Below are 25,655 nucleotides of genomic sequence, written 5' to 3'. Positions count from 1 at the left end.
TCCAGTTACCTGCGCCGGGCAGGCCAACGGCGCTCCTTTCAACGTTGTGCTTAGATATGTCTTGCAGTGTGCCGGCCTTCGCTGCGCTCCGGCAGTCGCTCCCCGCAGAAAAATCACTCCCCCGTTCGCCACTGGCAACGGCATTTACAATTGCCACAATCTCGTTGCTCCTGTTACAAGTACATCGATGTGCTTGCTGCTTATCACTGCGAAAAAGCCATTTTACACGGACGTTGCTTAGGGCGGAGGTGGTGATGCTTTTCGCAGTGGAACGACTGTCCGAACGCAGTGAGGACTGGCCCACAAACTATAGTAACTGGACTTTATGATGAGTAATCGCGCCGCTGGCCTGCCCGGCGCAAGGCTGCTAAAAAAGTAAATACGTTTGCTGGTGGGCCATTTAGTGCAGCAGCGAAAAGTATTACCACCTCCACCCGACTGAGCTGTAACAATAAAAAAAGAAGGCATGGACTTAAAAACTGCAATTTATAAAACTAAGGCGAACCTGCCATGTATACATGACGCTATACTATTGTATTTTTTTGTATACAATAGTATAATCAACTTGGAAATAATCCTTATTGTAGATGGTTCATGACGGTGAATTGGATAGGGAGTGTGGAACGTGAAGCTTGACAGTTTAAAACTAGTTCTGGCAGGTTTGGCGGTAGTGCTTTTCAGCTGATTTGTGGATGAATCGCTGGGGAGGGAGGCAGGGCACAGAGCCCTGCCTTTTTTCATGGTGATGATTTGCGCTGCAGGGTGCATTATGATAAAATTTTCACTATGGGCAGGAGTATTCTGCAGCCATAACGAATATTAAATAAGATATGGATGTATGTTTTTAGAATAGAAATAGACGACAGGCAAGAGGGGTAGGCTCCATGACAGCAGATGAATCACTTATTGTAAAACCTAAAATAAAAATAAAGGTATTTGGTGTCGGCGGTGGCGGTAACAGCGTACTTATGCGTATGGGACAGCACAATGCGCTGGATATCGAGCTGTATGCGATAAACACCGATGCCAAACAGCTGGAACGGGTCAAGGCCGAAGGCGTAAACTGTATTCAAATCGGGGAAAACCTTACCCGTGGACGGGGCACCGGCGGACGCGTGGAACTCGGTGAGCAGGCGGCTAAGGCTGACACAGCAAAACTTCAGGCCGCTATGAACGGCGCTGATATGGTCTTTATCACGGCCGGTATGGGCGGCGGCACCGGTACGGGGGCAGCTCCTATCGTGGCGCGTCTGGCCAAGGAAATGGGCGTTTTGTCCATGGGCGTGGTAACGGTACCTTTTGCCTTTGAAGGCAACCGCAAGCAGAAGATAGCGCAGGACGGCATTGTCAAAATGCAGGCGAATATGGACGCTTTTATTGCGGTGGAAAATGACAATTTGTCCAAACTGCCGGAAAACCGGAGCATGTCGCTGGTCAAGGCTTTTGAATGTGCGGACAACATTCTGCGGCAGGCCATTAACTGCGTGGCGGAGCTGATTCTTACCACGGGCGTCATCAACGTCGATTTTGCTGATGTCACGACGATTTTCCGCCAGAGTGAAAGCAGTGAGGCATTGCTGGGCATTGGCACCAGCAAGCGCAGTGCTGTAGACGCGGTGAAGATTGCTGTGTCCAGTCCGCTGATTGACAAGAATCTCAAGGGCGCCCGGGGGGTTATTCTGAATCTGACCGGTGACAGCACTTTGAGCCTGTTTGATGTGGACGAGGCTACGCGCTATATCGTGAAGAATACGGACCCGGAAGTCAATGTAATTTTGGGCACCGTGGAAGATGATAAAATGGATGGGGCCATTCAGGCTACCATTATCGCTACCGATTTTGCGGACAGCGTGGTGATGAAGGCGCCGACGATAAAGGTTCCGGAAAGCACTATCAAGCAGGAAACTCTTAAAGAGGAAAACTTTCAGTTAGAGCTTGATGCGCCTTCCTTTATGAGTAAGACGTCCCGCAAGCCATCTGAAGGGCATGGCTTTGCCATTCCGGCCTTTAAACTGACGCCGGATAAGGACGAACACAAATAAGGAGCAGTGGATAACGCTTGGCAAGTATACATAGATTTTCTCGTACGGAACTGCTCATTGGGCAGGCGGGCGTGGCAAAACTGGCGGCCAGCAAGGTGGCCGTCTTTGGCATTGGGGGTGTAGGCTCCTATGTGGCTGAAGGGCTGGCCCGGGCCGGTGTGGGGCAGTTGGTACTCATCGACAATGACAGTATCAGCCTCACCAATATCAACCGGCAGCTGCACTCGCTTTCCTCAACCGTGGGGCAGATGAAAACGGAGGTCATGCGCCAGCGCATTTTGGATATCAATCCTGAGGCGCAGGTGAGTGTGATAAATGATTTTTACCTGCCGGAAAACGCCGACGCTTTTTTTGCCGCGGATTATGACTATGTGGTGGACGCTATCGACACGGTGGCCGGCAAAATCAGTCTGGCGGTGGAGTGTGACCGGCGCGGACTGCCGCTGATGGCCAGCATGGGGGCCGGCAACAAGCTAAACCCGGCGCTGTTTGAAGTGACAGATATTTATAAGACCAGTGTTGACCCGTTGGCCAGAGTCATGCGGAAAAAGTTAAAAGAGCATGGCATAAAAAAGCTCAAGGTGGTGTACTCCCGGGAGGAACCGCTGCAGGTGCAGCTGCCGGCTGACGGTCAGGCCGAAACCAAAGGGAGCGGACGCATTGCCCCCGGCAGTATTTCCTTTGTGCCCTCGGTAGCAGGCCTTATCATTGCCGGTGAGGTAGTCCGTGATTTGCTGGGGAGATAAGAAAGAAACAAACAGTAAGGTTGTAAGCTATGAAGCAAATACCATTTTCGATAAATACAGTTAAGGAACTGCATAACTGCATAGAGCAGGTCCGGGAAGAAAGCCGGAGCCTGCATACCGCCAGTGTTCTGGTTTCCGTTTTTATGGATGCGTCGAAAAAGGAAATGCTGGACGATATACGGAAAGCCGTACAGGCGGTGTTCCCGGAAGCGCAGCTAGTCGGCGCTGTGTCCAGCGGTGAAATTGTCAACGGAAATCTTATGGACAAGGGCGTAGTGGTGAATTTTACCCTGTACGAGAAGTCCCAGGTCCGGGTACTGGCCTATGATTTCCGTGAGAGTGACAGTCAAAAAGCCGGGGCGGATTTGCTGGCCGTGCTGCAGGCTGATAAAGATGTGGCAGCTGTAGAGCTGATTTCTGCCGGTTTCCATCTGGATATAAATCCCTTTCTGAGCAAACTCTCAGAATCGTGCAGGAAAATTGTTTTCTTCGGCGGTCTGGCCGATGATGGCAGTCTGGGGCAGAACGGCATGGTGTTTACCCATGGGCAGAGTGTGCACCATGGAGTGGTGGCCGTGGTATTCAGCGGCAGCAGTCTGCATGTAAAGGCTGTATCCAGCTTTGGCTGGAAACCCTTGGGACGCACGATGACGGTTACCAGCATGGACGGTGACTACTGCCTGCGGTCCTTGGATGGGCGTCCGCCGTTGGAGTTTTTCGAGCGCTATCTGGGCATTCACAACACTGAGAGCTTTTTGGAAGAGTCGCTGGTATTTCCGTTTTATTTTGAGCGGCATAATACGGTGCTGGCCCGTCATGCACGGCGCTGCCTCGGAGATGGCAGCATGATGTTCGGGGCTGACCTCAAGGAAGGCGAGCAGCTGCGCCTGGCTTATGGTGACCCGGGGGAAATCCTCGACAACGCCATGGAGATTCAGGATAAGATGGCCAGTTTTCAGTCGGAAGGCATTTTTATGGTCAGCTGCGTGGCACGCTGGATGTTACTGGGCAGCGATACGGTCAAGGAACTGACTATCAGCCGTCATCTGGCACCGTCCTCCGGTTTTTATGCCTATGGGGAGTTTATGCGTAATGAGCAGGGCGAAATTATGGTTTCCAACATGACGCTTGTGACGGTGGGCATGCGCGAAGGTGTCAGTCAGGGACGCCAGTCCAATATCATTCCGCCGGCGCCCAAGCTCAAAAAGCACCGGTCCATTATGGCCCACTTGGTGCGTTTTATTGAAATGACCAACAGGGAACTGGAAGAAACCAACAGGCAGCTCAAACATCAAGCCCAGACAGACCAGCTGACAGGACTTTTCAATCGCGGTGAAACAGAGGGGAATCTTAAAACGCTGTTGGAGAGAACCCTGAGAAACGGACAGGAAATGTCGGTTATTATGCTGGACGTTGATGATTTTAAGGTTATCAACGATACCTATGGCCATGATGTAGGGGACGCGACGTTAAAACTTATCGCGGACATACTGAAAAAGAACACGCGCAAAGGTACGGATATTCCCGGCCGCTGGGGCGGTGATGAGTTCTTTGTGATACTGCCGGAGACGACACGTTATGTGGCAGCAGAAATCGCCCAGCGGATATGCCGTTCGATAGAACAGGCGACGATTCTGCCCGATGGTACGAATATTACCGCCAGTATCGGTGTGGTGTCCGCTGACCGGGAAGATACGCCGGGCACGCTCTTTAAACGGGTGGACGAGGCCCTCTATGCTGCCAAACAGGTTCGCGGCAAGAATGATGTTGTAGTCCGCTGAGGATAGAGAAAGCTCTTGCCAAGGGATAATAACTTATGTTATCCTGTTGTATAGTTAAATTGCATAGGAAAAGCACAGGTGGAGTCTGGTCAACGCAGGGCTCGGTCTGTGCTTTTTTATATCTTTTAGCAAAAAAGGAGGCAAAAATGGAAGTTATAGCTGGAATTATTTTTGTATTTATGTACATGGTGATTGTGTCGGAAAAGATTCACCGCACCGTGGCGGCCATGCTGGGTGCCACCTCCATGATTCTGCTGGGGATTTTGTCCCAGGAAACAGCCCTGCACCACATTGATTTTAATACGCTGGGGCTGCTGGTGGGCATGATGGTGCTGGTAGGTGTCACGAGCCACACGGGCCTGTTTGACTACGTGGCCATCAAGGCGGCCAAGGTGGCCAAGGCAGAGCCTAAGCGCATACTAATTTATCTGGCACTTATTACGGCGGTGTTCTCCGCTTTCCTCGACAATGTGACCACGGTGCTCCTGATGGTGCCGGTAACGTTCAGTATCACACAGAAACTGCATTTGAAGGCGAATCCGTTCCTGTTGACGCAGATTATTTCATCTAATATCGGTGGTACTGCGACCTTAATCGGTGACCCGCCAAACATCATGATTGGCAGCGCCGTAAAGGAACTGACTTTTATGGCCTTCATTGAGAATCTGGCGCCGATTGCTATTTTGAACCTGATTATCGTCATTTTCATTGTGGAAATCATTTACAAGAAGGGCTTGCATACCAAGCCGGAACTGCAGGCTGACCTGATGGCGATGGACGAGCATAAGGCCTTAAAGGACCGCCGCCTGCTGAAGAAATCCCTCTTCGTGCTGGGGCTGGTTATTCTGGGCTTTTTCACGCATTCCTTCACGCACATCGAATCCTCGATGATTGCCTTGACCGGCGGCTTTTTGCTGCTGCTGCTCGCGGGCGGCAGCCATCACCTGGTGGAAAGTGCCATGAAGTCCGTGGAATGGGCCACTATCTTCTTCTTCATTGGTTTGTTTATCGCTGTCGGCGGTCTTATCGAAACCGGTATTATCGGCAGCATGGCCAGCCATGCCGTGGAACTGACCGGCGGCGATGTGACGGCTACGTCCCTGCTGGTGCTCTGGCTCAGCGCTATCGTTTCCTCGGTGCTGGATAACATTCCTTTCGTCGCCACGATGATTCCGCTGATTCAGAACATGGGGGCCATGGGTGTCAGCAACCTCGAGCCTATCTGGTGGAGTCTGGCGTTGGGCGCCTGCCTCGGCGGCAACGGTACGCTGGTAGGCGCGTCGGCCAATCTTATCGTGGCCGGCCTGGCAGCAGAACGCGGCGTCAAAATCACCTTTATCAATTACTTTAAAATCGGTTTTCCGATTATGCTCTTGACGATTGTACTGTCAACGGTGTATGTTTATATCCGGTACCTTATCTGACCGGATTACAGCCTGTGGATTCCGGCGGAGTCCACAGGCTGTTTTATTTTTACAAATATGTCTTTATAGGCAGGAGTTTTTTATTAAAGGGCGAATGCCATTACACTGTAAGGAGGAATTCTTTGTGGCAAAATTTGGTGGACATGGTTATGGTATGGCGGTGCTGTTTGTGGTTATCGGTGCTATCTTAGGTGGTATTCTGGGACAGCTCCTGCTGGGCGTGGAGGCCCTGAGCAGCGTTATGCCTTATCTGGTGAATACCTTTCCGGTATTTGACACTTCGGCCATCACTTTCAATCTCTATGTGATTAAGCTGACGTTAGGCCTGGCCTTTGCCCCGAATCTCATGAGTATTTTCGGCATTGTCATCGCGCTGGTGCTGTTTCGCCGTTATTAAACTGTTGAGGGGAAAGGTTGGCTTATATGTTTATACTGGCATCGGGTTCACCGCGCCGCAAAGAATTACTTCAGCAGATTGGTGCCCGTTTTGAAGTCCTGGTAAGCGAGGCTGAGGAAATCACGGGGGATGAGATAGCCCCCGAAGAACTGGTGGCAAGAAACGCTGCTGCCAAAGCTCAGGCCGTGGCTCAGGAACACCCGGAAATGGCCGTGCTGGGGGCTGATACCGTGGTGTCCTTCAAGGGGCACACATACGGAAAACCGGATAGTGAGGCAGGGGCGGCAGCAATGCTGCGGGAGCTTTCCGGCAACTGCCACAAGGTGTCCACGGGTATTGCCTGGGTGAAGGACGGTCAGACGCTGACCGCAACAGTCACCACGCAGGTGGTTTTTGATGAGCTTACGGAAACGGAAATCCAGGCTTACATCGCCACGGGGGAACCCTTGGACAAGGCCGGAGCTTATGCCATTCAAGGCCGGGCGGCTGCTTTTATCAAGGAGATAAAAGGCTCCTTTAGCAACGTGGTCGGCCTGCCCTTAAATGCCACTATCCGCCTGGCGGAAAAGGCAGGGGTTGATTTATATGGCAATCATGGTGAAAGATTTACCGACAACTGAACGCCCGCGGGAAAAATTGCTGCTTTATGGCCCGGAGTCTCTGAGTAACACGGAGCTCCTGGCCATTCTTTTACGCAGCGGCACCCGGGAACGGTCCGTGCTGGGTGTGGCCGAGGAAATTCTGGCCAAAATCAAGGAACGGGGGCTCGGAGCTATCGTACACATGTCGGTGGCTGAGCTGGCCAAAATTCCCGGCGTGGGGCAGGTGAAGGCAGCCACGCTGCAGGCGGCCGTGGAACTGGGACGCCGGTTGTCCCGGGAGGAAGGGGCCAAGGTGAAGATTATTCACAGTCCTGATGATGTGGCCAAGTTTGCCATGCCGCGTTTCCGTTTTGAACAGAAGGAGCATTTTGCGGTGCTGCTCTTAAATACGAAGAATCATGTCATCGGCATGCCGGACGTGTCCATCGGCAGTTTGTCGGCCTCAGTGGTTCATCCTCGGGAGGTATTCCGGGCGGCGATAGACCATGCAGCCGCGGCGATGATTTTACTGCACAATCATCCGAGCGGCGACCCGTCGCCCAGTGCTGAGGATAAGGCGGTGACAAGCCGGCTGGTCAAGGCCGGCAAAATCATGGACATTCCGGTGCTCGACCATGTTATCATCGGCCGGGAACGCTATTTCAGCTTTAAGGATAAGGGGCTGTTGATGGAGATTGCCCGGTGAGGAAAAAAATTGTTTTCCCCCATTACAAACTGCCCATAGTTGTGCTACAATAAGATAGTTATTTGTGAAATTTTGCCGCTGCAGTTTTGCGGCAGCTTTATATGGTTTTCTGAAGGGAGTTTTTTTTCAAAATGTGGAGTCTGTTTGGTGGTTTATCCCATGATATGGGTATCGACTTGGGGACGGCTAATACGCTGGTGCATGTAAAGGGCAGAGGCATCGTTCTGCGTGAGCCGTCGGTTGTGGCCATTAAGAGTGATACGGGCGAAGTCCTGGCTGTAGGCGAGGAAGCAAAGCAGATGATTGGCCGTACGCCGGGCAACATCGTGGCTATCCGTCCGATGAAGGACGGCGTTATTGCGGACTTTGATGTGACGCAGTCCATGCTGAAGTACTTCATCCGCAAGGCGATGAACACGAAGTCCTTCGTTCGTCCTCGTGTCGTAGTAGGCGTTCCCTCCGGCGTTACGGAAGTGGAAAAGCGTGCAGTTATTGACGCTGCGCAGCAGGCTGGTGCGCGTGAGGCCTATCTGATTGAAGAGCCCATGGCAGCAGCTATCGGTGCCGGCCTGCCCGTAGAAGAGGCAACCGGCAGCATGGTTGTTGATATCGGCGGCGGCACGACGGAAATCGCTGTTATTTCCCTGGGCGGCATCGTAGTCAGCTGCTCCATCCGCATCGGCGGTGACGAGATGGATTCTGCTATCGTGCAGTACATTAAGCGCATGTACAATCTGATGATTGGTGAGCGCACGGCTGAAGAAATCAAGATGACCATCGGTACGGCTATCGTTACGCCGGATACGGATAAGACGATGGAAATCCGTGGCCGTGACCTGGTATCCGGTCTGCCGAAGACGCTGACCATTCAGGCCCGGGAAATCCGCGATGCCCTGAATGACCCCATCTACAAGATTATCGATGCCGTTAAGGGCACGTTGGAAAAAACTCCGCCTGAACTGGCAGCCGATGTTATGGACCACGGTATCATGATGACCGGCGGCGGTGCCCTGCTGCATAATCTGGACAAACTTCTGTCCAATGAAACGGGCATGCCGGTACTGGTTTCCGAGGACGCTCTGTCCTGCGTAGGCGAAGGTACGGGTCGTTCCCTGGAGAACATCGAACTCTTAAAACGTGTGGTTATGACCAGCAAGAAGCTGAGAAGCTAAGAACATGAGCAACCGTGTAAGAAAAGATAAAGACGCTGGCAGCAAAGCCTGGATTATGGTGTTTGTCACCATCAGTCTTTTTTGCATTATCTTTTTTGCTGCCCGTGGCAGATTTCAGGCACCGGTGAGCAGTCAAGCGGTATCACTGGTCTTGTCGCCTTTTCAGCAGGCAGTGTCCTGGGTAAGCAATGAGTTTCGCTTTGTAACCAGCAATATATGGGAGATAGCTACGCTCCACGAACAAAATAAAATGCTCCGCAGTGAGGTGGAGCAGCTGCGCGCCATCAATGTACAGGCCAATGAGGCCATGTCAGAAAATGAACGGCTGCGCGCTATGGTGGGCTACAAGCAGTCAGCCCATCAGTTTGACACCGTAGCGGCCCGCGTAATCGGCCGTGAGTCTGACACCTGGTCCAGCATGATTGTCATTGACCGGGGGACCGGCAGCGGCATTCAAAATGACATGCCGGTGGTTACCCCGGCCGGTCTGGTCGGCCGGGTGGTAGAGGCCGGACTCAATTCTTCCAAGGTGCAGCTGATACTGGACCCGCGTTCGTCGGTCGGTACCATCGTGCAGCGTGCCGAATCCCGGGTAACGGGAATTGTGCGCGGCGATGTGAGTAATCCGACCATGCCGCAGATGGTCAACATTCCGAAAAACGCCGATGTGGTGGAAGGTGACGTTATTGTCACTTCCGGCTTTGGGGGGATTTTCCCCAAGGGTATCGTGGTCGGACTGGTAAGCAGCCTGCAGAATGACGCTGGCGGCCTCTTGAAGATAGGTGTTTTGGAGACAGCTGTAGACTTCCAAAAACTCGAGGATGTAATGGTAATTACCGCCTCCCGTGAGGCGCCGCCGGAACCCATTCAGCCGCCCCCTCAGACGCCGGGGACGGAAACTGACCCCAAGGCGCAGGCGGAGGGGCAGAAAAAGTGAGTAATATCATAAAATGGATTGTCTTTGTGGTGGTGCTTTACGCCCTGCAGACATCATTTTTTCCGTTGATGAGCTATCATGGCATCAGCCCTGATTTTATGCTCCTGCTCACGACCTCTTATGCTTTTTTGCGCGGACCGGAGCAGGGAGCCATGATGGGCTTTGCCACGGGCATGTTGAAGGACCTGGCCATGGGCTCATTTTTAGGCATGCACGCCTTTACCCATTTGTTACTGGGCTATTTATGCGGACGGCTTGCCAATCGTGTCTTTAAGGAACAGTTTTTTTTGCCAGTGTTTGCCTCCCTGGCCGTAACGGCGGCTAACTATTTTATTTTAGCGTTACTTATGGTATTATTAGGGTATCGCTTTAATCCGGTAAGCAATGTGCAGTATATGCTGCTGCCTATGCTTACCTATCAGTTGGCTTTTGCCTATCCGGTGCATTATCTTACATATAATATGGATAAGAAAATGCGCACACAAGAAACAAACTGAGTTAAGGCACCTGGCAGGGTGCCTTTCTTTATGGGAGAGATAATTTTTGCTGGAAAATGACGAATACGGCGTGCGGCTGGACGTGCTGGGCTATCTGGCTGTTTTGGTCATCGCCGTGCTTATCGGCCGGGCAGGCTACCTGCAGATTTATGATGGTGAGAATTATGCCAGACTCGCAGAGGGCAACCGCATCCGCATAATTCCCACCATGGCGCCCCGCGGGACATTTTTTGACCGCAACGGTGAGCTGCTGGTGCAGAACCGTCCCGGTTTTGCCGTATCCCTGATGCCGGTAATGACCAAAATCGACCCGGTGGTGATACAGCGTCTGTCCACCCTGCTGAAGGTGCCGGTGGAGGATATCGATAAAAAAATCGCGGCGCATACGGGGTTTGACCCCATCCGCATTAAAGCTGATGTGACGCCGGACATCGTCACCATCATCGAGGAACAAAAAGACAATTATCCCGGGGTGGTCATCGAAGTTCAGCCCATCCGCGATTATATGAATAAGGAAGAGGCTGCCCATACTTACGGCTATGTCAGTGAAATAAATGACATGGAGCTGGAGAAGAAAAAGGACGAAGGCTACAAGAGCGGCGACATTATCGGCAAATTCGGCCTGGAAAAGGTCTACGATAAGGAACTGCGCGGTGAGAATGGCGGCCAGCAGGTCGAGGTTGACGTAACTGGCAAGCCGGTACAGATTCTCGGCATTAAGCAGCCTATTCCCGGCGCTGATTTGTACCTGACTATTGATAAGAATCTGCAAACCGCCGCCGAAAAGGCCGTGGACGAGCAGTTAAAGCAGATTCATGCCAATGCAGCCGCCGTGGTCTGCCTCAATCCGCAGACAGGCGAGGTGCTGGCCATGGTCAGCCGGCCGGCCTTTGACCCCAACCTCTTTGCCCATGGCATATCCAGCAAGGACTGGGATAAACTTAATAACAATCCCTATCATCCGATGGATAACAAGACTATCACCGGTGAATATCCGCCAGGGTCTACCTTTAAGATTATAACGGGTACGGCCGCGCTGACGGAAAACGTCGTGAGTCCGTCAGAACTCATCATGGACAGTGGTCATCACTGGATTATCCCCAAGGGCAACGCCGAAGGTGAGGCGCTGGGCCTCATCAACTTCCAACAGGCCATGGCTCATTCCGATAACGTGTATTTCTACGAAATGGGCAACCGCTTAGGCATTGACCGGCTGGAAAAATACGCCCGGATGTTTGGTCTGGGCAAGATTACCGGCATTGACCTGCCGTATGAGTCCGATGGCCTTGTGGCCAACCGCCGTTACAAGGAAAAGAACTTTGAGGACGGCGACTGGTACCTGTCGGAAACCTTCGACGCCGCCATCGGTCAGGGCTTTAATCTGGTGACACCCCTGCAGGCGGCCATGGTTATGGGGGAAATCGCTGCCAACGGCAAGCGCTTTAAACCCCATCTGGTTAACCGCATTGTGGGGCCTGATGGCAGTACCGTCAAGGAATTTAAGCCGGAACTGTTGTCAACACTTGATGTGCCGGCAGATGTTATCAGCCTCGTACAGGCTGGTCTGCATGACGTTACCAAGGTTGGTACGGCAGCCTCAATCTTTAGGGGATTCCCCATCGAGATTGCCGGTAAGACCGGTACGGCAGAAAACCCGCATGGTCGTGACCATGGCTGGTTTGTGGCCTATGGGCCTTTTGCCAATCCGGATATAGTTGTGGCCGTAGTGGTGGAACAGGGCGGTTTCGGTTCGCAGTCCGCCGTGCCTATCGGCCGTAAGGTTTTAGAAGCCTGGTTTGGCCTGAACAAACCTGCCGCACCGCAAAACGGGGCAGCACAGCAGGCCGCTAAGCAATAAATATTTTTAAGAGAAACGAGGACAGCCATGAGTGAAGATATTGTAAAAATCAAGGGTACATCCCTGGGTTTGCAGCTCAGCTTTGCTCCTGATGCATCCTTTGAGGATGTGCGGGCAAACTTGCTGAAAAAGCTGGAGTCCGGCTCCACCTTTTTCCTGCGGGGCACCTTGGTCCTCATTCCCCGGGATGTGTTTCGGGGCAGTGAGCGTGATGAATTGCAGCGGCTCTTCCACGAGCATGGTCTGATTTGCCGGACACAGCGCCCCGAATCAGAGGAAGAACAGGCCGCGAAAATGCAGGCGGAAAAGAGGCCGCAGGCTGAGGTAAAACAGGCCCAGCCGGAACCGCCGGCGGCCAAGGATGAACTGCAGCCGCAGGAAATGGTGGTCATTAACCGCACCCTGCGCGGCGGCCAGGAAATCACGACGAAATCATCGGTTCTGGTATGCGGCAACGTAAACCCCGGCGCACAGATTATCGCCGGCGGCAGCATTGATATCCGCGGTACCTGCCGGGGCATGGTACATGCCGGCGCCTATGGCGACAGCACGGCGTTTATCATCGCTGACCACCTGATGCCCACCCAGATAAGGATTTCCAACCTCATCGCCCGGAGCCCGGACGAGATGGAAAAAACGGACCGTGCTGAGCGCGCGTCCATAAAAGATGGTCAAATCGTAATCGAACCAATAGAAAGGTAGGAATTAACAGTATGAGTGAAATCTATGTAATAACCTCTGGTAAAGGCGGCGTTGGTAAGACTACGACAACGGCAAATTTAGGTATGGGCCTTGCTATGCGCGGCAAGAAGGTAGTGCTGGTGGATACTGATACGGGCCTGCGCAATCTTGACCTGCTCCTCGGCCTGGAAAACCGCATTATGTATGACCTCATCGACGTTACCGAAGGCCGTGTTCCTTACAAGAAGGCTCTGGTTCGTCATAAGAAATATGAAACGCTCTTTTTGCTGCCGACGTCCCAGGTAAAGGACAAGATGGCAGTAAATCCGGAACAGCTTGTAAAACTTTGTGATGAGCTGCGCAAGGAATTTGACTACATCATCATCGACTGTCCGGCAGGTATTGAACAGGGGTTCAAGACGGCCATTGCTGCTGCGGATACGGCTTTGGTGGTCACCATGCCGGAGATTTCTGCTGTGCGTGACGCCGACAAGATTATCGGCGAGCTCGGCCGTGCCGACAAGGAAAATATCAAACTCATCGTCAACCGTATCCGTCCCAACATGGTGGAAAGCGGCGACATGCTGAATATGGACGATATCAATGATATCCTGTCCCTGGACTGCATCGGTCAGGTGCCGGACGATATCAAGGTCGTTACCAGCACCAACAAGGGTGAACCATGCATCACTTTGGAGGATTCCCAGGCTGGCCAGGCTTATCGCAACATCGTAGCCCGTATGATGGGCGAAGATGTGCCCTTTATGGAATTCCATAAAGACGGCTGGTGGAAACGTCTTAAGCATATTTTCAAGAGATGATAGGAGGGTCGAATATGTTGGACGCATTGATGAAGATTTTTGGCAAGAAAGAACAGTCAGGAAAGATTGCCCATGACCGTCTGAAGGTCGTACTCATTCATGACCGGGCCAATATTTCCCCGGATGTCATGGACAACTTGAAAAACGATATTATCAAGGTTATTTCCAACTACATGGAAATCAATCAGAAGGACATGGAAATTTCCCTGGCCAATGATGATGATTCCGTAGCATTGGTAGCCAATATCCCCGTCAACAACATGAAACATGACAAGGGTTAAGGGGAGAGAAGATAGGATAGCATGACAAAAAATATCCTGCGCCGCACAGACTGGACGTTAATGATGGCTACGGCAGGGATTATCCTGATGAGCCTCATCATCATCGGCAGTGCCACGCATATCAATACGCCCGGTGAGGAGCGTTATTGGTTCGTGGCCCGGCAGGGACTCTTTGCTGTAGTTAATCTGGCCATGGCAGCGTTTCTGATGAATTTTGATTACAAGATGCTGCAGGGGTATGGCAATAAGCTCTACATTTTCAACCTGATAATGCTGCTGGCGGTTATGCTGGTCGGTCAGTCGGCTTTGGGCGCTCAGCGGTGGATTTCCATCGGCCCCATCAGTATTCAGCCTTCGGAATTTTCCAAGCTGATTATGATTGTGTCCCTGGCCGGCATGCTGGAAGAAAAGGTGGGCAAGCTCAATACGCTGGAAGAACTCATTCCCGTAGCGGCCTATGTGGGGCTGCCGTTCCTGCTGGTATTGAAACAGCCGGACCTCGGGACGTCGCTGGTATTTATGGCCATATTTTTCGGCATGGTCTTTGTCTGCGGTATACGACTGCGGCTGCTCGGGGGCATATTTGCTGCCGGCATCGCGATGATGCCCCTGTTATGGCATTTTTTGAAGGATTATCAGAAAATGCGTATCATGGTATTTATGGACCCCAATGTGGACCCTTTAGGCTCCGGTTATCATATCATTCAGTCCAAGATAGCCATTGGCTCGGGTATGCTATGGGGCAAGGGGCTCTTTGAAGGCACCCAGAGTCAGCTGAACTTCCTGCCGGAGAACCACACAGACTTCATTTTCGCCGTCGTGGGCGAGGAACTGGGGTTCATCGGTGTGGTGTGCCTGCTCCTGCTGTATATGGTTGTCCTGTGGCGCGGCATACAGATAGCCAAGGACGCCAGTGATATGTTTGGCCGCCTGCTGGCGGTGGGTATCACGTCCATGCTGGCCTTCCATGTGCTGGTCAATGTGGGCATGACGCTGGGCATAATGCCGGTTACCGGCATTCCCCTGCCGCTGATGAGTTACGGTGTCAGCTCGCTGACTACCAACATTATGGCGGTGGCGATACTCATAAACATTCAACTTAGAAAAAAGAAATTAGAATTTTAGGGAAGGCTCCTTAGGGAGCCTTCTCTAAGTTCTACATAGAACATGTAATGAAAAGATGTATGGAGGAAATTAACGAAATGGTACGACTTGAACATGAAGTGCTCCAGTCGGTGTTGAAACCAGCCCGGTACACAGGGGGCGAATGGAATGCCCAGGTCAAGGACTGGGACAGCGTTGACTGTACCTTTGCCCTGGCCCTGCCCGATGTTTACGAAGTGGGCATGAGCAATCTGGGCCTGGCGATTCTTTATGAGATTTTGAACAGGGAAGAAAATATTGCCGCCGAACGCGTTTACACGCCCTGGATTGATATGGAACAGGAAATGCGGCAGCGGCAGATTCCGCTGTTCTCCCTGGAGAGCAAACATGAAATAAATAAGTTTGACCTCGTTGGTTTTTCCCTGCAGTATGAGATGATTTTCTCCAATGTGCTCAATATGCTGGACCTGGCCGGGATTCCCCTGTGGAGCCGTGACCGTGGCGAGGATATGCCCTTTATTGTCGGCGGCGGCCCTTGCGTGTACAACGTCGAACCGGTGGCCGATTTCTTTGACTTCTTCATCGTGGGTGAAGGGGAAGAGGCTGTGGTCGAAGTCTCTAAGGCCCTGATTGCGTGGAAAAAGGCTGGCCGTCCGGGCGGCCGCCGCGGCTTTTTGGCAAGCCTGCTGTCCATCGACGGTATTTATGTGCCCTCCTTCTATGAGCCGCAGTATAATGCTGATGGTGACTATACGGGCATAAAACCCCTGCATGAACAGGCAAAGACGCTTATCTATAAGCGTGTCTGCCGTGATATGGACAAGGTACGTTCCGTTGAAAATCCGCTGGTGCCCTATATGGATATCGTCCATAACCGCGTGATGCTGGAACTTTTCCGTGGCTGTTCACGGGGCTGCCGTTTCTGTCAGGCCGGTATCTGTTATCGTCCGGCCCGGGAACGCACGGAAGAAAATCTGAAGTCCATGGCCCGCGGGCTTATCGACAGCACCGGTTACAATGAAATGAGCATGACCTCCCTGTCCTCAGCGGATTATTCCTGTCTGGGACGGCTGGTTGACGACCTGTTTGCGGAGTTCAAGGACGAGGAAGTCAGCTTTTCCCTGCCTTCCCTGCGTATTGACAGCTTTTCCATCGACCTCGCGCACAAAATGCAGCAGGTGCGTAAATCCGGCCTGACCTTTGCGCCGGAGGCCGGCACCCAGCGCCTGCGTGATGTCATTAACAAGGGCGTCACGGAGGAAAACCTCATGAATGCCTGTGCCTCCGCCTTTAAGCAGGGCTGGAAACAGGTAAAACTCTACTTCATGATGGGCCTGCCCACGGAAACTGATGAGGACGTTATCGGCATTGCCCGGCTGGCCAAGAAGGTCGTTGACCTCTATACGGAAATCAAGGGCAAACGCGGCTGCAAGGTCACGGTGTCCGTGTCCTGTTTCGTTCCCAAACCATATACGCCGTTCCAGTGGTTCGGCCAGCTGCCCATCGAGGAATTCCAGCGCCGGCAGGAGCTCTTAAAGTCCCATATCACGGACCGGGCCATTACGTTTAACTATCACGATGCCCGACTGTCGGTCATTGAGGGAATTTTTGCCCGTGGTGACCGGCGCCTGGCCAAGGTATTGTACCAGGCCTGGCAGGACGGGGCCAAGTTCGATGGCTGGACGGATTTGTACAAGCATGAAATCTGGCTGACGGCTTTGGAAAAATGCGGTATCGATGGCACTTATTACAACCAGCGTACGCGTGATTTCAATGAGGCCCTGCCCTGGGAAATTACTTCCCCGGGTGTCAATGCAGAGTTCCTGCAGCGTGAGTGGCAGAAGGCCATGCAGGCGGCACTGACTGAGGACTGCCGCCGGGGCAAATGCAGCGCCTGCGGTATCTGCCCGAACCTGGGCGTGCATGTTATCGACTACGCCAAGGCCGAGGCGGAGCGTGATTACCAGTCACCGGAACTGCCGCCGAAAGTTCATCGTGACCCCAAGGACGCCGGCCGTCCCCGTACCCTGTATAAATTCCGGGCGGAGGTCACCAAAGGCGAGGAACTGCGTTATGTTTCCCATCTGGATTACGCCAATATCTTCATTCGGGCCTTTAAGCGTGCCCAGCTGCCCATGGCTTACTCCGAGGGGTTCAACCACCACATGAAGGTGGCTTTTGCCTCGGCCTTGTCCCTGGGCGTGACGAGTGAGGCGGAGTACATGGAATTTGAACTGTTAAAACCCGTGTGCCAGCCGGAGGTCTTTGATAAGTTAAAGGCGCAGCTGCCTAAGGGGATTGAACTCAAAGGTCTGCGTGAAGTCCACGGTAAACACAAGGCGCTGATGGCGGAGGCCGATGAGGCCCGTTACCGCGCCTGCCTGGAACTGACGGGGCCGGCGGCAGAGGCTCTGGCCGCTGTACGCCGGTATAATGAGGCCGCCGAGGTCAATTATCAGCGCATTACGCCCAAGAAGAAACGTGATATTGAGTTAAAGCAGTATATGCTGCAGCCGCTGACCTTACGGGAAAACGGCGGTCAGCTGGAAATGGAGCTGGATATTGCCATCACCCAGTCCGGCAGTGTCAAGCCCAGTGAGGTTATTCTGGTACTGACGGAACAGTTCGGGCTGCCCGTCAACCCGGCTGAGGCGAAGATTACCCGCACAGCCATGCTGTCCGGGGGGAAAGGTTTGCTTGAACTCGTGTAGTTCGAGGAGCAGTTACTTTTCTTTGCGAAGAAAAGTAACCAAAAGAAAGCGAAGGCCTAAATCCCATCACGGGATTTGAAGGCCTTTAGCGCCCGTCCTTGGGCGCTGGGCAAATAGCTGGTATTTGCCTTGCAGATGATTGTAGTTAATTTGTTTTAGATGGCGGTTATGACTGGGGCAACGCTTTGCTGGCCCTGTTGATTGACATAATTTTATTTACCTGCTAGAGGGGAGGTGTGTGGATGAAAACTATTTTGATTACGGTAGTGCCGGAGGAGACTCGGGCGGCGGTTCTGGATGAGGGGCGGCTGATGGCTCTGGAAGTGGAGCGGGCGACGCATTCTCATTTAGTGGGGAATATCTACAAAGGGCAGGTGCAGAATGTACTGCCGGGAATGCAGGCAGCGTTTGTGGATATTGGCACGGGCAAGAATGCCTTTATGTATATTGGCGACGGCCTGCCGGCAGATACCCTGCATACCCTGCCCAAGCCGCAGAAAATCCATATCGGCCAGCAGCTGCCGGTGCAGATTGTGAAGGACGCCAGCGGCAGCAAAGGGCCGCGGGCAACAACGCATATCACCCTGCCGGGGCGTCATGTGGTGCTGCTGCCGACGGCGGCGTATATCGGCATGTCACGGCGCATTGAAGATGAAACGGAGCGGAGCCGTCTGCATGCGATAGCAGAAAAAATCTGTCCGCAGGACATGGGACTTATCGTCCGCACAGTGGCAGCCGGAGCCAGTGAAACGGCGCTGGCTGAGGACGTACAGTATCTGGAGAAACTGTGGCATTCGCTGCTGGCCCGGTTTAATATCAAGAGCAAGGGGGCGAGCCTCCTGTACCGGGACGCCGACCTCATCATCCGCATAGTCCGTGATTCGCTTACGGAGGACGTGGGGGAAATGCTCATTGATGACCGGGCTGTTTACCAGCGTGTCTGTGAGTTTGTTCAGCTGTTATCGCCGGCCCTGGTGGAACGCATTAAGCTATATGAGGAACGGGAACCGTTGTTTAAGCACTACGGTCTGGAAGAAGAGCTGGAAAACGTGGGCGGCCGTGAGGTGGAACTGAAATCCGGCGGCTTTTTGGTCATCGATAAGACCGAGGCCCTGACGGTTATTGATGTGAATACCGGCAAGTACACGGGCAACAGCAATCTTGGGGAAACCGTCTACCGCACGAATCTGGAGGCGGCAGCGGAAATTATGCGGCAGCTGCGGCTCCGGGATATCGGCGGCATTATCATTGTCGACTTTATCGATATGGAAAAAGAGGAGCAGAAGGAACAACTTCTGACCCTGCTGCGTGAGCTGGCCAAAGAGGACCGCACCAAGACCAATATCGTGGATATTACCAGCCTGGGACTGGTGGAAATCACGCGGAAGAAATCACGGCAGAATCTGGACAGCATTATTTACAGTGAATGTCCGGTCTGCCATGGCCGTGGCCGGGTGGAATCCCCGGAAACGGTTAGTATCCGCATTGCCGGGGATATCCGCCGTATGGAACACAAATTCCATGCTGATGGCGGTTATGAAATTGAAGTCCATGAGACCGTGGCTGAAGAGCTCCGGCACAATCAGCTGCTGATGAATCTGGCTGCAGAGTTCGGCATGGATATCAAGGTAACAGCAGCGCCGGGCATGCACCCGGAAAATTATTCCATTTTGCAGCAAAGTTAAGCGAACTGCGCAGGCAGCCGCCATCATAAAGATGGTTGGCTGCTTTTTTCTTAAGTAATCACATTTTTCACCGATAATAATAGTTAGAAGGTAATTGGGGGAGATTTATCCCCGTGGCAAACAAGAGGAGGAAATGGTATGAACAAACTGTTTAGAATTCTTTTGCTGTCGATGGTAGCATTTTCGACCATCTTTTTAGCCGCAGGTTGTTCGGCTGAAAATGGCAAACCTGCCCAGGGCGCAGCCAATAAGTTCCCGGCGTTTAAGACCGTGGACGTAAACGGCAATACCGTTACGCAGGATATTTTCAAAGGCAAGAAAATAACTGTCGTAAATATCTGGGGAACATTCTGTCCGCCCTGTATTGGCGAAATGCCGGAACTAGGCAGATGGGCCCGGGAAATGCCGCAGGACGCGCAGATTATCGGTATTGTATGTGACGCCAGCGGCCCGAACGATAATGAAACCAAGTCAGCAGCTATCAAAATCTTAAATGAGGCCAATGCCGGTTTTGTCAACATTCTGCCTGACGAAGGCCTGCTGAAGTTCCTGGAAAAAGAAGATGCTGTACCCACGACCATCTTTGTTGATGCGGACGGCAATATCATCGGGGAAAAGGTTGTAGGTGCTGATGTACCTAAATACAAAGAGCAGGTTAAGAGGTACCTCAAGTGACCAGACTGGGCAAAATCCGCAGCCTGCTGCTGGCTTTGGCCGTCTGCTGTATACTGTGGGGACTGTGGCGCGGTGAGGCCCGGATTATACTCCATAAAGCCGTGCGTGTGTGCATGGAATGTATAGGATTGGGGTGAGCAGATGAATATCACCCGTTCTGTTAATCGTCGTTTTATCCAGCTGCTGGCGGCTGTGCTGACTAATCAGCAATTGCTGAATTTGACGTCAGGCAAGCTCTACAAGGGCAGTGCCAAGAATCTGTGCGCGCCCGGACTTAATTGTTATTCCTGTCCGGCCGCCACCTTGTCCTGCCCCTTGGGGGCGCTGCAGGCAGCCGGCGGTACAGCCGGTTATGGTTTCAGTTTTTATGCCGGCGGTTTTTTGCTGCTGCTGGGTGTGCTCTGGGGACGGCTGGCCTGTGGCTTTCTGTGTCCCTTCGGCCTGCTGCAGGATTTGCTGAGCAAACTGCCGGTACGGAAAAGACGCCTGTATCCGCCGCTGCGTTATGTGAAGTACGTGCTGCTGGTGGTCTTTGTCCTGCTGTTGCCCGCGCTGCTCATGCTGTTTAAAGGTGTGGGCGCACCGGCCTTTTGTGAGTACATCTGCCCGGCAGGTACACTGGAGGCTGCAGTGCCGCTGCTGTTAACACATGCGGAATACCGGCAGGCTGTCGGCGGCTTGTTTGCGTTAAAGTCCGTAATATTGATAGCCGTGGTTATCGGCTGCCTGTTTATCAGCCGGTTCTTTTGCAAAATGCTTTGTCCGCTGGGGGCAATTTACGGCCTGCTGAATCGCGTTAGTATCTGCAGGCTGCATCTGGACGAAAAAAGTTGTGTGTCCTGCGGCCGCTGCCGCAAGGTCTGCCCTATGGATATAGACCCGGTGGCGCAGCTCCATTCGCCGGAGTGCATTATGTGCGGTCAATGCGTCGAGGCCTGTCCGCAAAAAGCCCTGCACCTGGGGATTAAGGCTCCGGCAGCTAAAACGGCTGCGGATTCACAATGAGGTAAAGTCTTGGGAGGTTTAAGTATGAAACAGAAAATTTTTGCCCTGCTGCTGGCGCTGGTAGTAATGGCAGTATCTGCCCCGGCCATGGCGGCAGAGAGTGATGAAAATAATAGCAGCAATTACCAGCAAAGCGATAATGGCTGTAAAGATGGTGTGTGCCCGTGGAGAAGAGGCGGCAATAAATAACACCGTTATAAAAAGTCTGTTGCGGAAAGTCAGCAGGCTTTTTTTATTGCAGTCTGTTGGTTATCGTGTGCTTTATTTTATTTGATACAACTCAGTTGGGGCGGAGGTGGTAATACTTTTCGCTGTTGCACTAAATGACCCACCAGCAATATATGAACTTTTCCAGTTACATGCGCCGGCAAGCAGTCGGCGCGATTGTTCAACTCAGTTTCCAGGAACTGTTGTTTGTGGGCCAGTCCTCACTACGTTCGGACAGTCGTTCCACTGCGAAAAGCATCACCACCTCCACCCCTAAGCGGCGTCCGTATAAATTGATTATTTCGCAGTGACAGGGAACAAGCACATCGATGTTCTTGTAACGGGAAAACGGGTTCGCAGCAATTGTATAGACCGTTACAGGGGGCGAACGGGGGAGTGATTTTTCTGCGGGGAGCGACTGCCTGAGCGCAGCGAAGGCCGGCACACTGTAGACAATCGCTAAGCAACTACGCTGAAAGGAGCGCCGTTGGCCTGCCCGGCGCAGGTTACTGGACAGTTCTATTTCCCGAGGTGTGTCGTTTAGCGGAGGCAGCAAAATTACTCCCCCGTGAACCCCAGGCACGGACTGACGGGATATTTTTAAGAACTTTTTACCGGATAATCTGCAATTATATATATGGCCGCCGCACAATCGTATTTTATACATAAAAATATTTTTTTGCAGGAGAAATTTTCTTGTTGTCGAATAGTGACTTTAGAAAAGATATTGAATTATCTAAAATATATTTTGTGAGGATTTGGAGGGATAAGGAATGTCACTAAAAGGGCGGTTTGTTTTGATGGTGGTCGGCATTGCGGTTATGACCACCCTGTGCGTCAGCGCAGTATTCATCATGAATCTTAAATCGGAATCGGAACGTCAGGTGGCGTCGATTCGGCAGACGCTGACCGAAGATGTGGAGCGTGAGCTGAAAATCGAAACGGAAACAGCTGTATCCATCATTAAACAGGTCTATAATCGTCAGCAGAAGGGTGAGCTGACGGAAGAGCAGGCCAAGAAAATGGCTGCGGATTATATTCGTGACCTGCGCTATGATGATGGCAAGGGCTATTTCTGGGTTGATACTTATGACGGCGTAAACGTAGTACTTTTAGGCCGTGACACGGAAGGAAAATCCCGTATTAACCTCACTGACCCGAGCGGCAGACATTTCATCAAGGAAATGATTGAAAACGGCCGTAAAGACGGCGGCGGTTATACAGACCTGATGTTTGCCAAGCCTAACGAAACTACGCCGCTGCCCAAGCGTAACTATACTACCACTTTTGCTCCCTATCAGTGGGTACTGGGTACTGGTGTCTGGATTGACTACATTGATGGCCGCGTAGCCGCCGAGCAGGCTGCAGCCGACGAGGCCTTTAACTCCACGATGATTAAAACTCTCATCATCAATATCGTTCTGCTGGCTATCTTCTCCCTCGCCGGCCTGTTTGCCGCCAAGAGCATTGTCGGTCCGCTGCACAACGTAACCGGCCGTTTGGGCGTTATGGCTACCGGCGACTTGCGCGAAGACAATTCCCTGGAGGATTTGTTCCATCGTAGTGATGAAATTGGTGAAATGAGCCGGGCATTGCATAAATTGCAGACGCAGGTCAGCAATATGATGCGGCAGATTGTGGAATCCAGTCAGCAGGTTGCTACTTCCAGCCAGCAGCTGACCAACAGTTCCGAACAGTCCGCAGAAGTCAGCGGCCAGGTGGCAGATTCCATTGTCAACGTGGCTGGTGCCTGCAGTGAGCAGTTCACGGAAGTGGAAAATGCCAGCTCGCATATCGAAAGCCTTTCCCAGAGTATGGAACGCTTTAAAGCTACCATCGAAAAAGCCGGTCAGGTTGTAGCCCGGGCAAAATCTCAGGCTGACAGTGGTGAGAAGGAAGTATCCGGCGCCGTACAGCAGATGGAACTCATCGAGCAGTCCGTCAGCCAGTCCGCGCAGGTTATTGAGGAACTGGGCAATGAATCCGATAAAATCGGTGCCATTGTCGACGCTATTTCCCAGATTGCTGAACAGACCAACCTGCTCGCACTCAATGCGGCAATTGAGGCCGCCAGAGCCGGTGAACATGGCCGTGGTTTCGCTGTCGTAGCTGATGAAGTCAGAAAACTGGCTGAACAGTCCAGTTCTTCGGCCGGTGAGATTGCCAGCCTCATTACTTCGATTCAGAGCAAGGCCAGAAATGCCGTATCCGTAATGCACGATGGCGTTACGCAGGTGCAGAATGGTGTAGGAGCCGTCAACGGTGCCGGCACCAGCTTTAAGGATATTGCAGAAATGGTACAGCAGGTTGTTGATGAAACCGATGAAATGGAACGCACCGTAACCGGTCTGGCCAGCAATGCCGTTACCATCTCCGAGGCTATCAACAAGATTAGCGAGATGAGCCGCAACGTGGCTGCGGAGGCAGAAACTGTTTCGGCGGCTACTGAGGAACAGACGGCTACCATGAACGAGATTGCTGGTGCCAGCCGTCAGCTGACGGAAATGGCCAATAGCATGGAGGCCTCGGTAGAGAAGTTCAAGATTTAAATATTGACAGTCCCCGAGGGGAATGTTACCATATCAATATGGTGAAATTAAATGGTTTCAGACGCGGCCCTGCCGCGTTTGGAGCCATTTTCGTGTATATATAAAGGAGTCATTATGCAGGATATTATCGGCAAGGAAATCAAAGCTATCAGCACGGCCATTATTGATGACTATGACAAAGGGCGTCACATTGACAAATTAGATGTATTCAATCAGCCGGACACCAAGGTGATTTACGAACTCATTCACGAGCTTACGCGTGTGGCCTTTCCCGGCTATGTAAAGGATAATAATTACCGTATTTACGATATTCGGCAGAATATGGCCATGGTGATAGAGGATATTGCCTTCCGCCTGAACAAGCAGATTGCCATTGCCATGCGCTATGGTATGAAACTGGACGAGGAAACTTTGGCGGCTACTAGGGAAGAGTCGCAGCGCATTACATTGGAATTCCTGCGGCGCATACCGCAGATTAGAGAGTTTCTGGCTACAGATGTGGAGGCACTCTTTGACGGTGACCCGGCGGCGGAAAGTGCCGACGAAATCATCTTTGCCTATCCCGGTCTCTATGCGGTGGCAATTTTCCGCTTTGCCCACGAACTGTATAAACTCAATGTGCCGGTTATTCCGCGGATTATGACGGAGCTGGCCCATAGCAAGACGGGGATTGATATCAACCCCGGGGCCACGATTGGCAAGTATTTCATGATTGACCATGGCACGGGGATTGTCATCGGGGAAACCACGCAAATCGGTGAACATGTGAAATTGTATCAGGGGGTGACACTGGGGGCGCTTTCTACCTCCGGTGGCCGTAAACTTTTCAATAAAAAGCGCCACCCGACGATTGAGGATTATGTGACCATCTATTCCGGGGCCTCCATTCTGGGCGGCGATACCGTTATCGGCCGCGGTTCGCTTATCGGCGGCAACGTATTCCTGACGCATTCGGTGCCGCCGGAAACCAGAGTTAGTGTCAAGAATCAGGAATTGCGCTACAAACACGGCAGCGAAGAGATATAACTCCTGTAAAATCAACTCTTGCGCTTTGTTTTCTGCGTGATATAATGGTTAGTATCTGTTTTGAAAATTATTCATTACTTCCCCAATTGATGAAATTTACAGAAATTTTTACTGCAAGGAGTTAAACAATGTCGAGAATCAAAGACGCATTTGACGCTGTGGCAAATACCATCATTTCCCAGAAGGACTATTTGTCCGGTATTGACGCTAAAGCCGGTGATGGTGACCACGGCTTTAACATGGCCAGAGGTTTTACAGCTGCGCGTGACGCTGTGGACGAAATGGAGGATACCTCCAAGCCCGGGCCTGTGCTGAAAACCATCGGCAAGGCACTTATCCAGAATGTGGGCGGCGCGGCCGGCCCGCTCTACGGTGCTGCTTTTGTCAAGGCTGCGGAGGCCTGTGACGATGACACGGCAATGAACAAACAGAGCTTTGCCAAGCTGCTCGATGCAGCTGTTAAGGCCATTCAGGACCGCGGTCATGCCCAGCAGGGTGATAAGACCATTCTGGACGCCCTGATTCCCATCAGAGATTGTTTCCTGCCGGAAAATACCGAGGACAAGAATCTCTATGAAGTGCTGCAGGAGGCCTCCAAGGCTGCCGGTGACGGCGTCAGCTACACCAAGACCATTCCGGCCAGAAAGGGCCGTGCCAGTCTGGTGGGAGAACGCAGCATTGGCGTAGAAGACCCTGGCGCTGTCAGCACCATGATTATGTATCGTGCCCTTTATCAGTTCTTGAAATACTGATAAGCGGTTTATATTAG

General features: G+C 52.3%; 24 protein-coding genes. All 24 read left to right on the top strand.

All coding sequences use genetic code 11. The features are described 5' to 3' along the window. Positions 1-884 precede the first annotated feature (884 nt). The 24 genes from ftsZ (at position 885) to dhaL (ending at position 25,638) form a co-directional block, all read left to right on the top strand. The gene (gene ftsZ, locus DL94_RS0108675) at positions 885-2,042 is read left to right on the top strand and encodes a cell division protein FtsZ (RefSeq protein ID WP_028129817.1); all 1,158 of its coding nucleotides are present in this window, start codon (positions 885-887) and stop codon (positions 2,040-2,042) included. A 17-nt stretch (positions 2,043-2,059) separates the two neighbouring features. Continuing rightward, a complete protein-coding gene (locus DL94_RS0108670) occupies positions 2,060-2,788 on the top strand; it encodes a tRNA threonylcarbamoyladenosine dehydratase (RefSeq protein WP_028129816.1) in 729 nt (242 codons plus the stop codon). A 29-nt stretch (positions 2,789-2,817) separates the two neighbouring features. Continuing rightward, a complete protein-coding gene (locus DL94_RS0108665; protein ID WP_028129815.1) occupies positions 2,818-4,569 on the top strand; it encodes a sensor domain-containing diguanylate cyclase in 1,752 nt (583 codons plus the stop codon). A gap of 146 nt (positions 4,570-4,715) precedes the next feature. After that, positions 4,716-5,993 carry an ArsB/NhaD family transporter gene (locus DL94_RS0108660; protein WP_028129814.1) on the top strand — a complete coding sequence of 426 codons (1,278 nt, stop codon included), beginning with the start codon at positions 4,716-4,718 and terminating at the stop codon, positions 5,991-5,993. 124 nt (positions 5,994-6,117) lie between these two features. Continuing rightward, positions 6,118-6,390, top strand: a complete 273-nt coding sequence (locus tag DL94_RS0108655) for a DUF4321 domain-containing protein (RefSeq protein ID WP_028129813.1) — start codon at positions 6,118-6,120, stop codon at positions 6,388-6,390. A gap of 26 nt (positions 6,391-6,416) precedes the next feature. Further along, positions 6,417-7,010 carry a Maf family protein gene (locus DL94_RS0108650; RefSeq protein ID WP_028129812.1) on the top strand — a complete coding sequence of 198 codons (594 nt, stop codon included), beginning with the start codon at positions 6,417-6,419 and terminating at the stop codon, positions 7,008-7,010. Continuing rightward, positions 6,976-7,677 carry a RadC family protein gene (gene radC, locus DL94_RS0108645; RefSeq protein ID WP_028129811.1) on the top strand — a complete coding sequence of 234 codons (702 nt, stop codon included), beginning with the start codon at positions 6,976-6,978 and terminating at the stop codon, positions 7,675-7,677. Before DL94_RS0108650 ends, radC begins: the two co-directional genes overlap by 35 nt. A 131-nt stretch (positions 7,678-7,808) precedes the next feature. Continuing rightward, positions 7,809-8,849, top strand: coding sequence for a rod shape-determining protein (locus tag DL94_RS0108640; RefSeq protein WP_028129810.1), 1,041 nt, complete (start codon positions 7,809-7,811; stop codon positions 8,847-8,849). Positions 8,850-8,853: 4 nt separating this feature from the next. Then, the gene (gene mreC, locus DL94_RS0108635) at positions 8,854-9,786 is read left to right on the top strand and encodes a rod shape-determining protein MreC (protein WP_028129809.1); all 933 of its coding nucleotides are present in this window, start codon (positions 8,854-8,856) and stop codon (positions 9,784-9,786) included. Further along, a complete protein-coding gene (gene mreD / locus DL94_RS0108630) occupies positions 9,783-10,283 on the top strand; it encodes a rod shape-determining protein MreD (protein WP_028129808.1) in 501 nt (166 codons plus the stop codon). Before mreC ends, mreD begins: the two co-directional genes overlap by 4 nt. Before the next feature lie 46 nt (positions 10,284-10,329). Next, positions 10,330-12,141, top strand: coding sequence for a penicillin-binding protein 2 (gene mrdA / locus DL94_RS0108625; protein ID WP_028129807.1), 1,812 nt, complete (start codon positions 10,330-10,332; stop codon positions 12,139-12,141). A 27-nt stretch (positions 12,142-12,168) separates the two neighbouring features. Then, the gene (minC, locus tag DL94_RS0108620) at positions 12,169-12,843 is read left to right on the top strand and encodes a septum site-determining protein MinC (protein ID WP_028129806.1); all 675 of its coding nucleotides are present in this window, start codon (positions 12,169-12,171) and stop codon (positions 12,841-12,843) included. Between the two features lie 11 nt (positions 12,844-12,854). Next, entirely contained in the window at positions 12,855-13,643 is a 789-nt protein-coding gene (gene minD / locus DL94_RS0108615; RefSeq protein WP_028129805.1) for a septum site-determining protein MinD, read from the top strand. 14 nt (positions 13,644-13,657) lie between these two features. Next, the gene (minE, locus tag DL94_RS0108610; RefSeq protein ID WP_028129804.1) at positions 13,658-13,924 is read left to right on the top strand and encodes a cell division topological specificity factor MinE; all 267 of its coding nucleotides are present in this window, start codon (positions 13,658-13,660) and stop codon (positions 13,922-13,924) included. 21 nt (positions 13,925-13,945) lie between these two features. Then, on the top strand, positions 13,946-15,049 hold the full coding sequence (rodA, locus tag DL94_RS0108605) for a rod shape-determining protein RodA (protein WP_028129803.1): 1,104 nt from the start codon (positions 13,946-13,948) through the stop codon (positions 15,047-15,049). A 77-nt stretch (positions 15,050-15,126) separates the two neighbouring features. Continuing rightward, positions 15,127-17,739: a TIGR03960 family B12-binding radical SAM protein gene (locus DL94_RS0108600; protein ID WP_028129802.1), complete on the top strand. Its 2,613-nt coding sequence runs from the start codon at positions 15,127-15,129 to the stop codon at positions 17,737-17,739. A gap of 242 nt (positions 17,740-17,981) precedes the next feature. Continuing rightward, a complete protein-coding gene (locus tag DL94_RS0108595; RefSeq protein ID WP_028129801.1) occupies positions 17,982-19,424 on the top strand; it encodes an Rne/Rng family ribonuclease in 1,443 nt (480 codons plus the stop codon). A gap of 138 nt (positions 19,425-19,562) precedes the next feature. Then, positions 19,563-20,099 (top strand): TlpA family protein disulfide reductase, encoded by a 537-nt coding sequence (locus DL94_RS14575; protein ID WP_051586387.1) that lies wholly within the window; start codon positions 19,563-19,565, stop codon positions 20,097-20,099. Further along, complete coding sequence (locus DL94_RS14570; RefSeq protein WP_037371639.1) at positions 20,096-20,236, top strand: CD1871A family CXXC motif-containing protein; 141 nt, start codon at positions 20,096-20,098, stop codon at positions 20,234-20,236. The genes DL94_RS14575 and DL94_RS14570 overlap by 4 nt, the downstream gene beginning before the upstream one ends. Before the next feature lie 4 nt (positions 20,237-20,240). Further along, positions 20,241-21,104 carry a 4Fe-4S binding protein gene (locus DL94_RS14565; protein ID WP_037371638.1) on the top strand — a complete coding sequence of 288 codons (864 nt, stop codon included), beginning with the start codon at positions 20,241-20,243 and terminating at the stop codon, positions 21,102-21,104. A 24-nt stretch (positions 21,105-21,128) separates the two neighbouring features. Further along, positions 21,129-21,293 (top strand): hypothetical protein, encoded by a 165-nt coding sequence (locus tag DL94_RS16060; protein WP_156031759.1) that lies wholly within the window; start codon positions 21,129-21,131, stop codon positions 21,291-21,293. A gap of 791 nt (positions 21,294-22,084) precedes the next feature. Further along, positions 22,085-23,860, top strand: coding sequence for a methyl-accepting chemotaxis protein (locus tag DL94_RS0108570; RefSeq protein ID WP_028129800.1), 1,776 nt, complete (start codon positions 22,085-22,087; stop codon positions 23,858-23,860). 114 nt (positions 23,861-23,974) lie between these two features. Further along, positions 23,975-24,886 (top strand): serine acetyltransferase, encoded by a 912-nt coding sequence (locus tag DL94_RS0108565; RefSeq protein ID WP_028129799.1) that lies wholly within the window; start codon positions 23,975-23,977, stop codon positions 24,884-24,886. A 128-nt stretch (positions 24,887-25,014) separates the two neighbouring features. Beyond that, positions 25,015-25,638: a dihydroxyacetone kinase subunit DhaL gene (gene dhaL / locus DL94_RS0108560; RefSeq protein WP_028129798.1), complete on the top strand. Its 624-nt coding sequence runs from the start codon at positions 25,015-25,017 to the stop codon at positions 25,636-25,638. The last annotated feature ends 17 nt before the right edge of the window (positions 25,639-25,655 follow it).

Source organism: Selenomonas sp. AE3005 (assembly GCF_000686945.1).
GTDB lineage: Bacteria > Bacillota > Negativicutes > Selenomonadales > Selenomonadaceae > Selenomonas_A.
The sequence above is the reverse complement of the archived record's forward strand: the minus strand, read 5'-3'. Positions and strand labels throughout refer to the sequence as shown.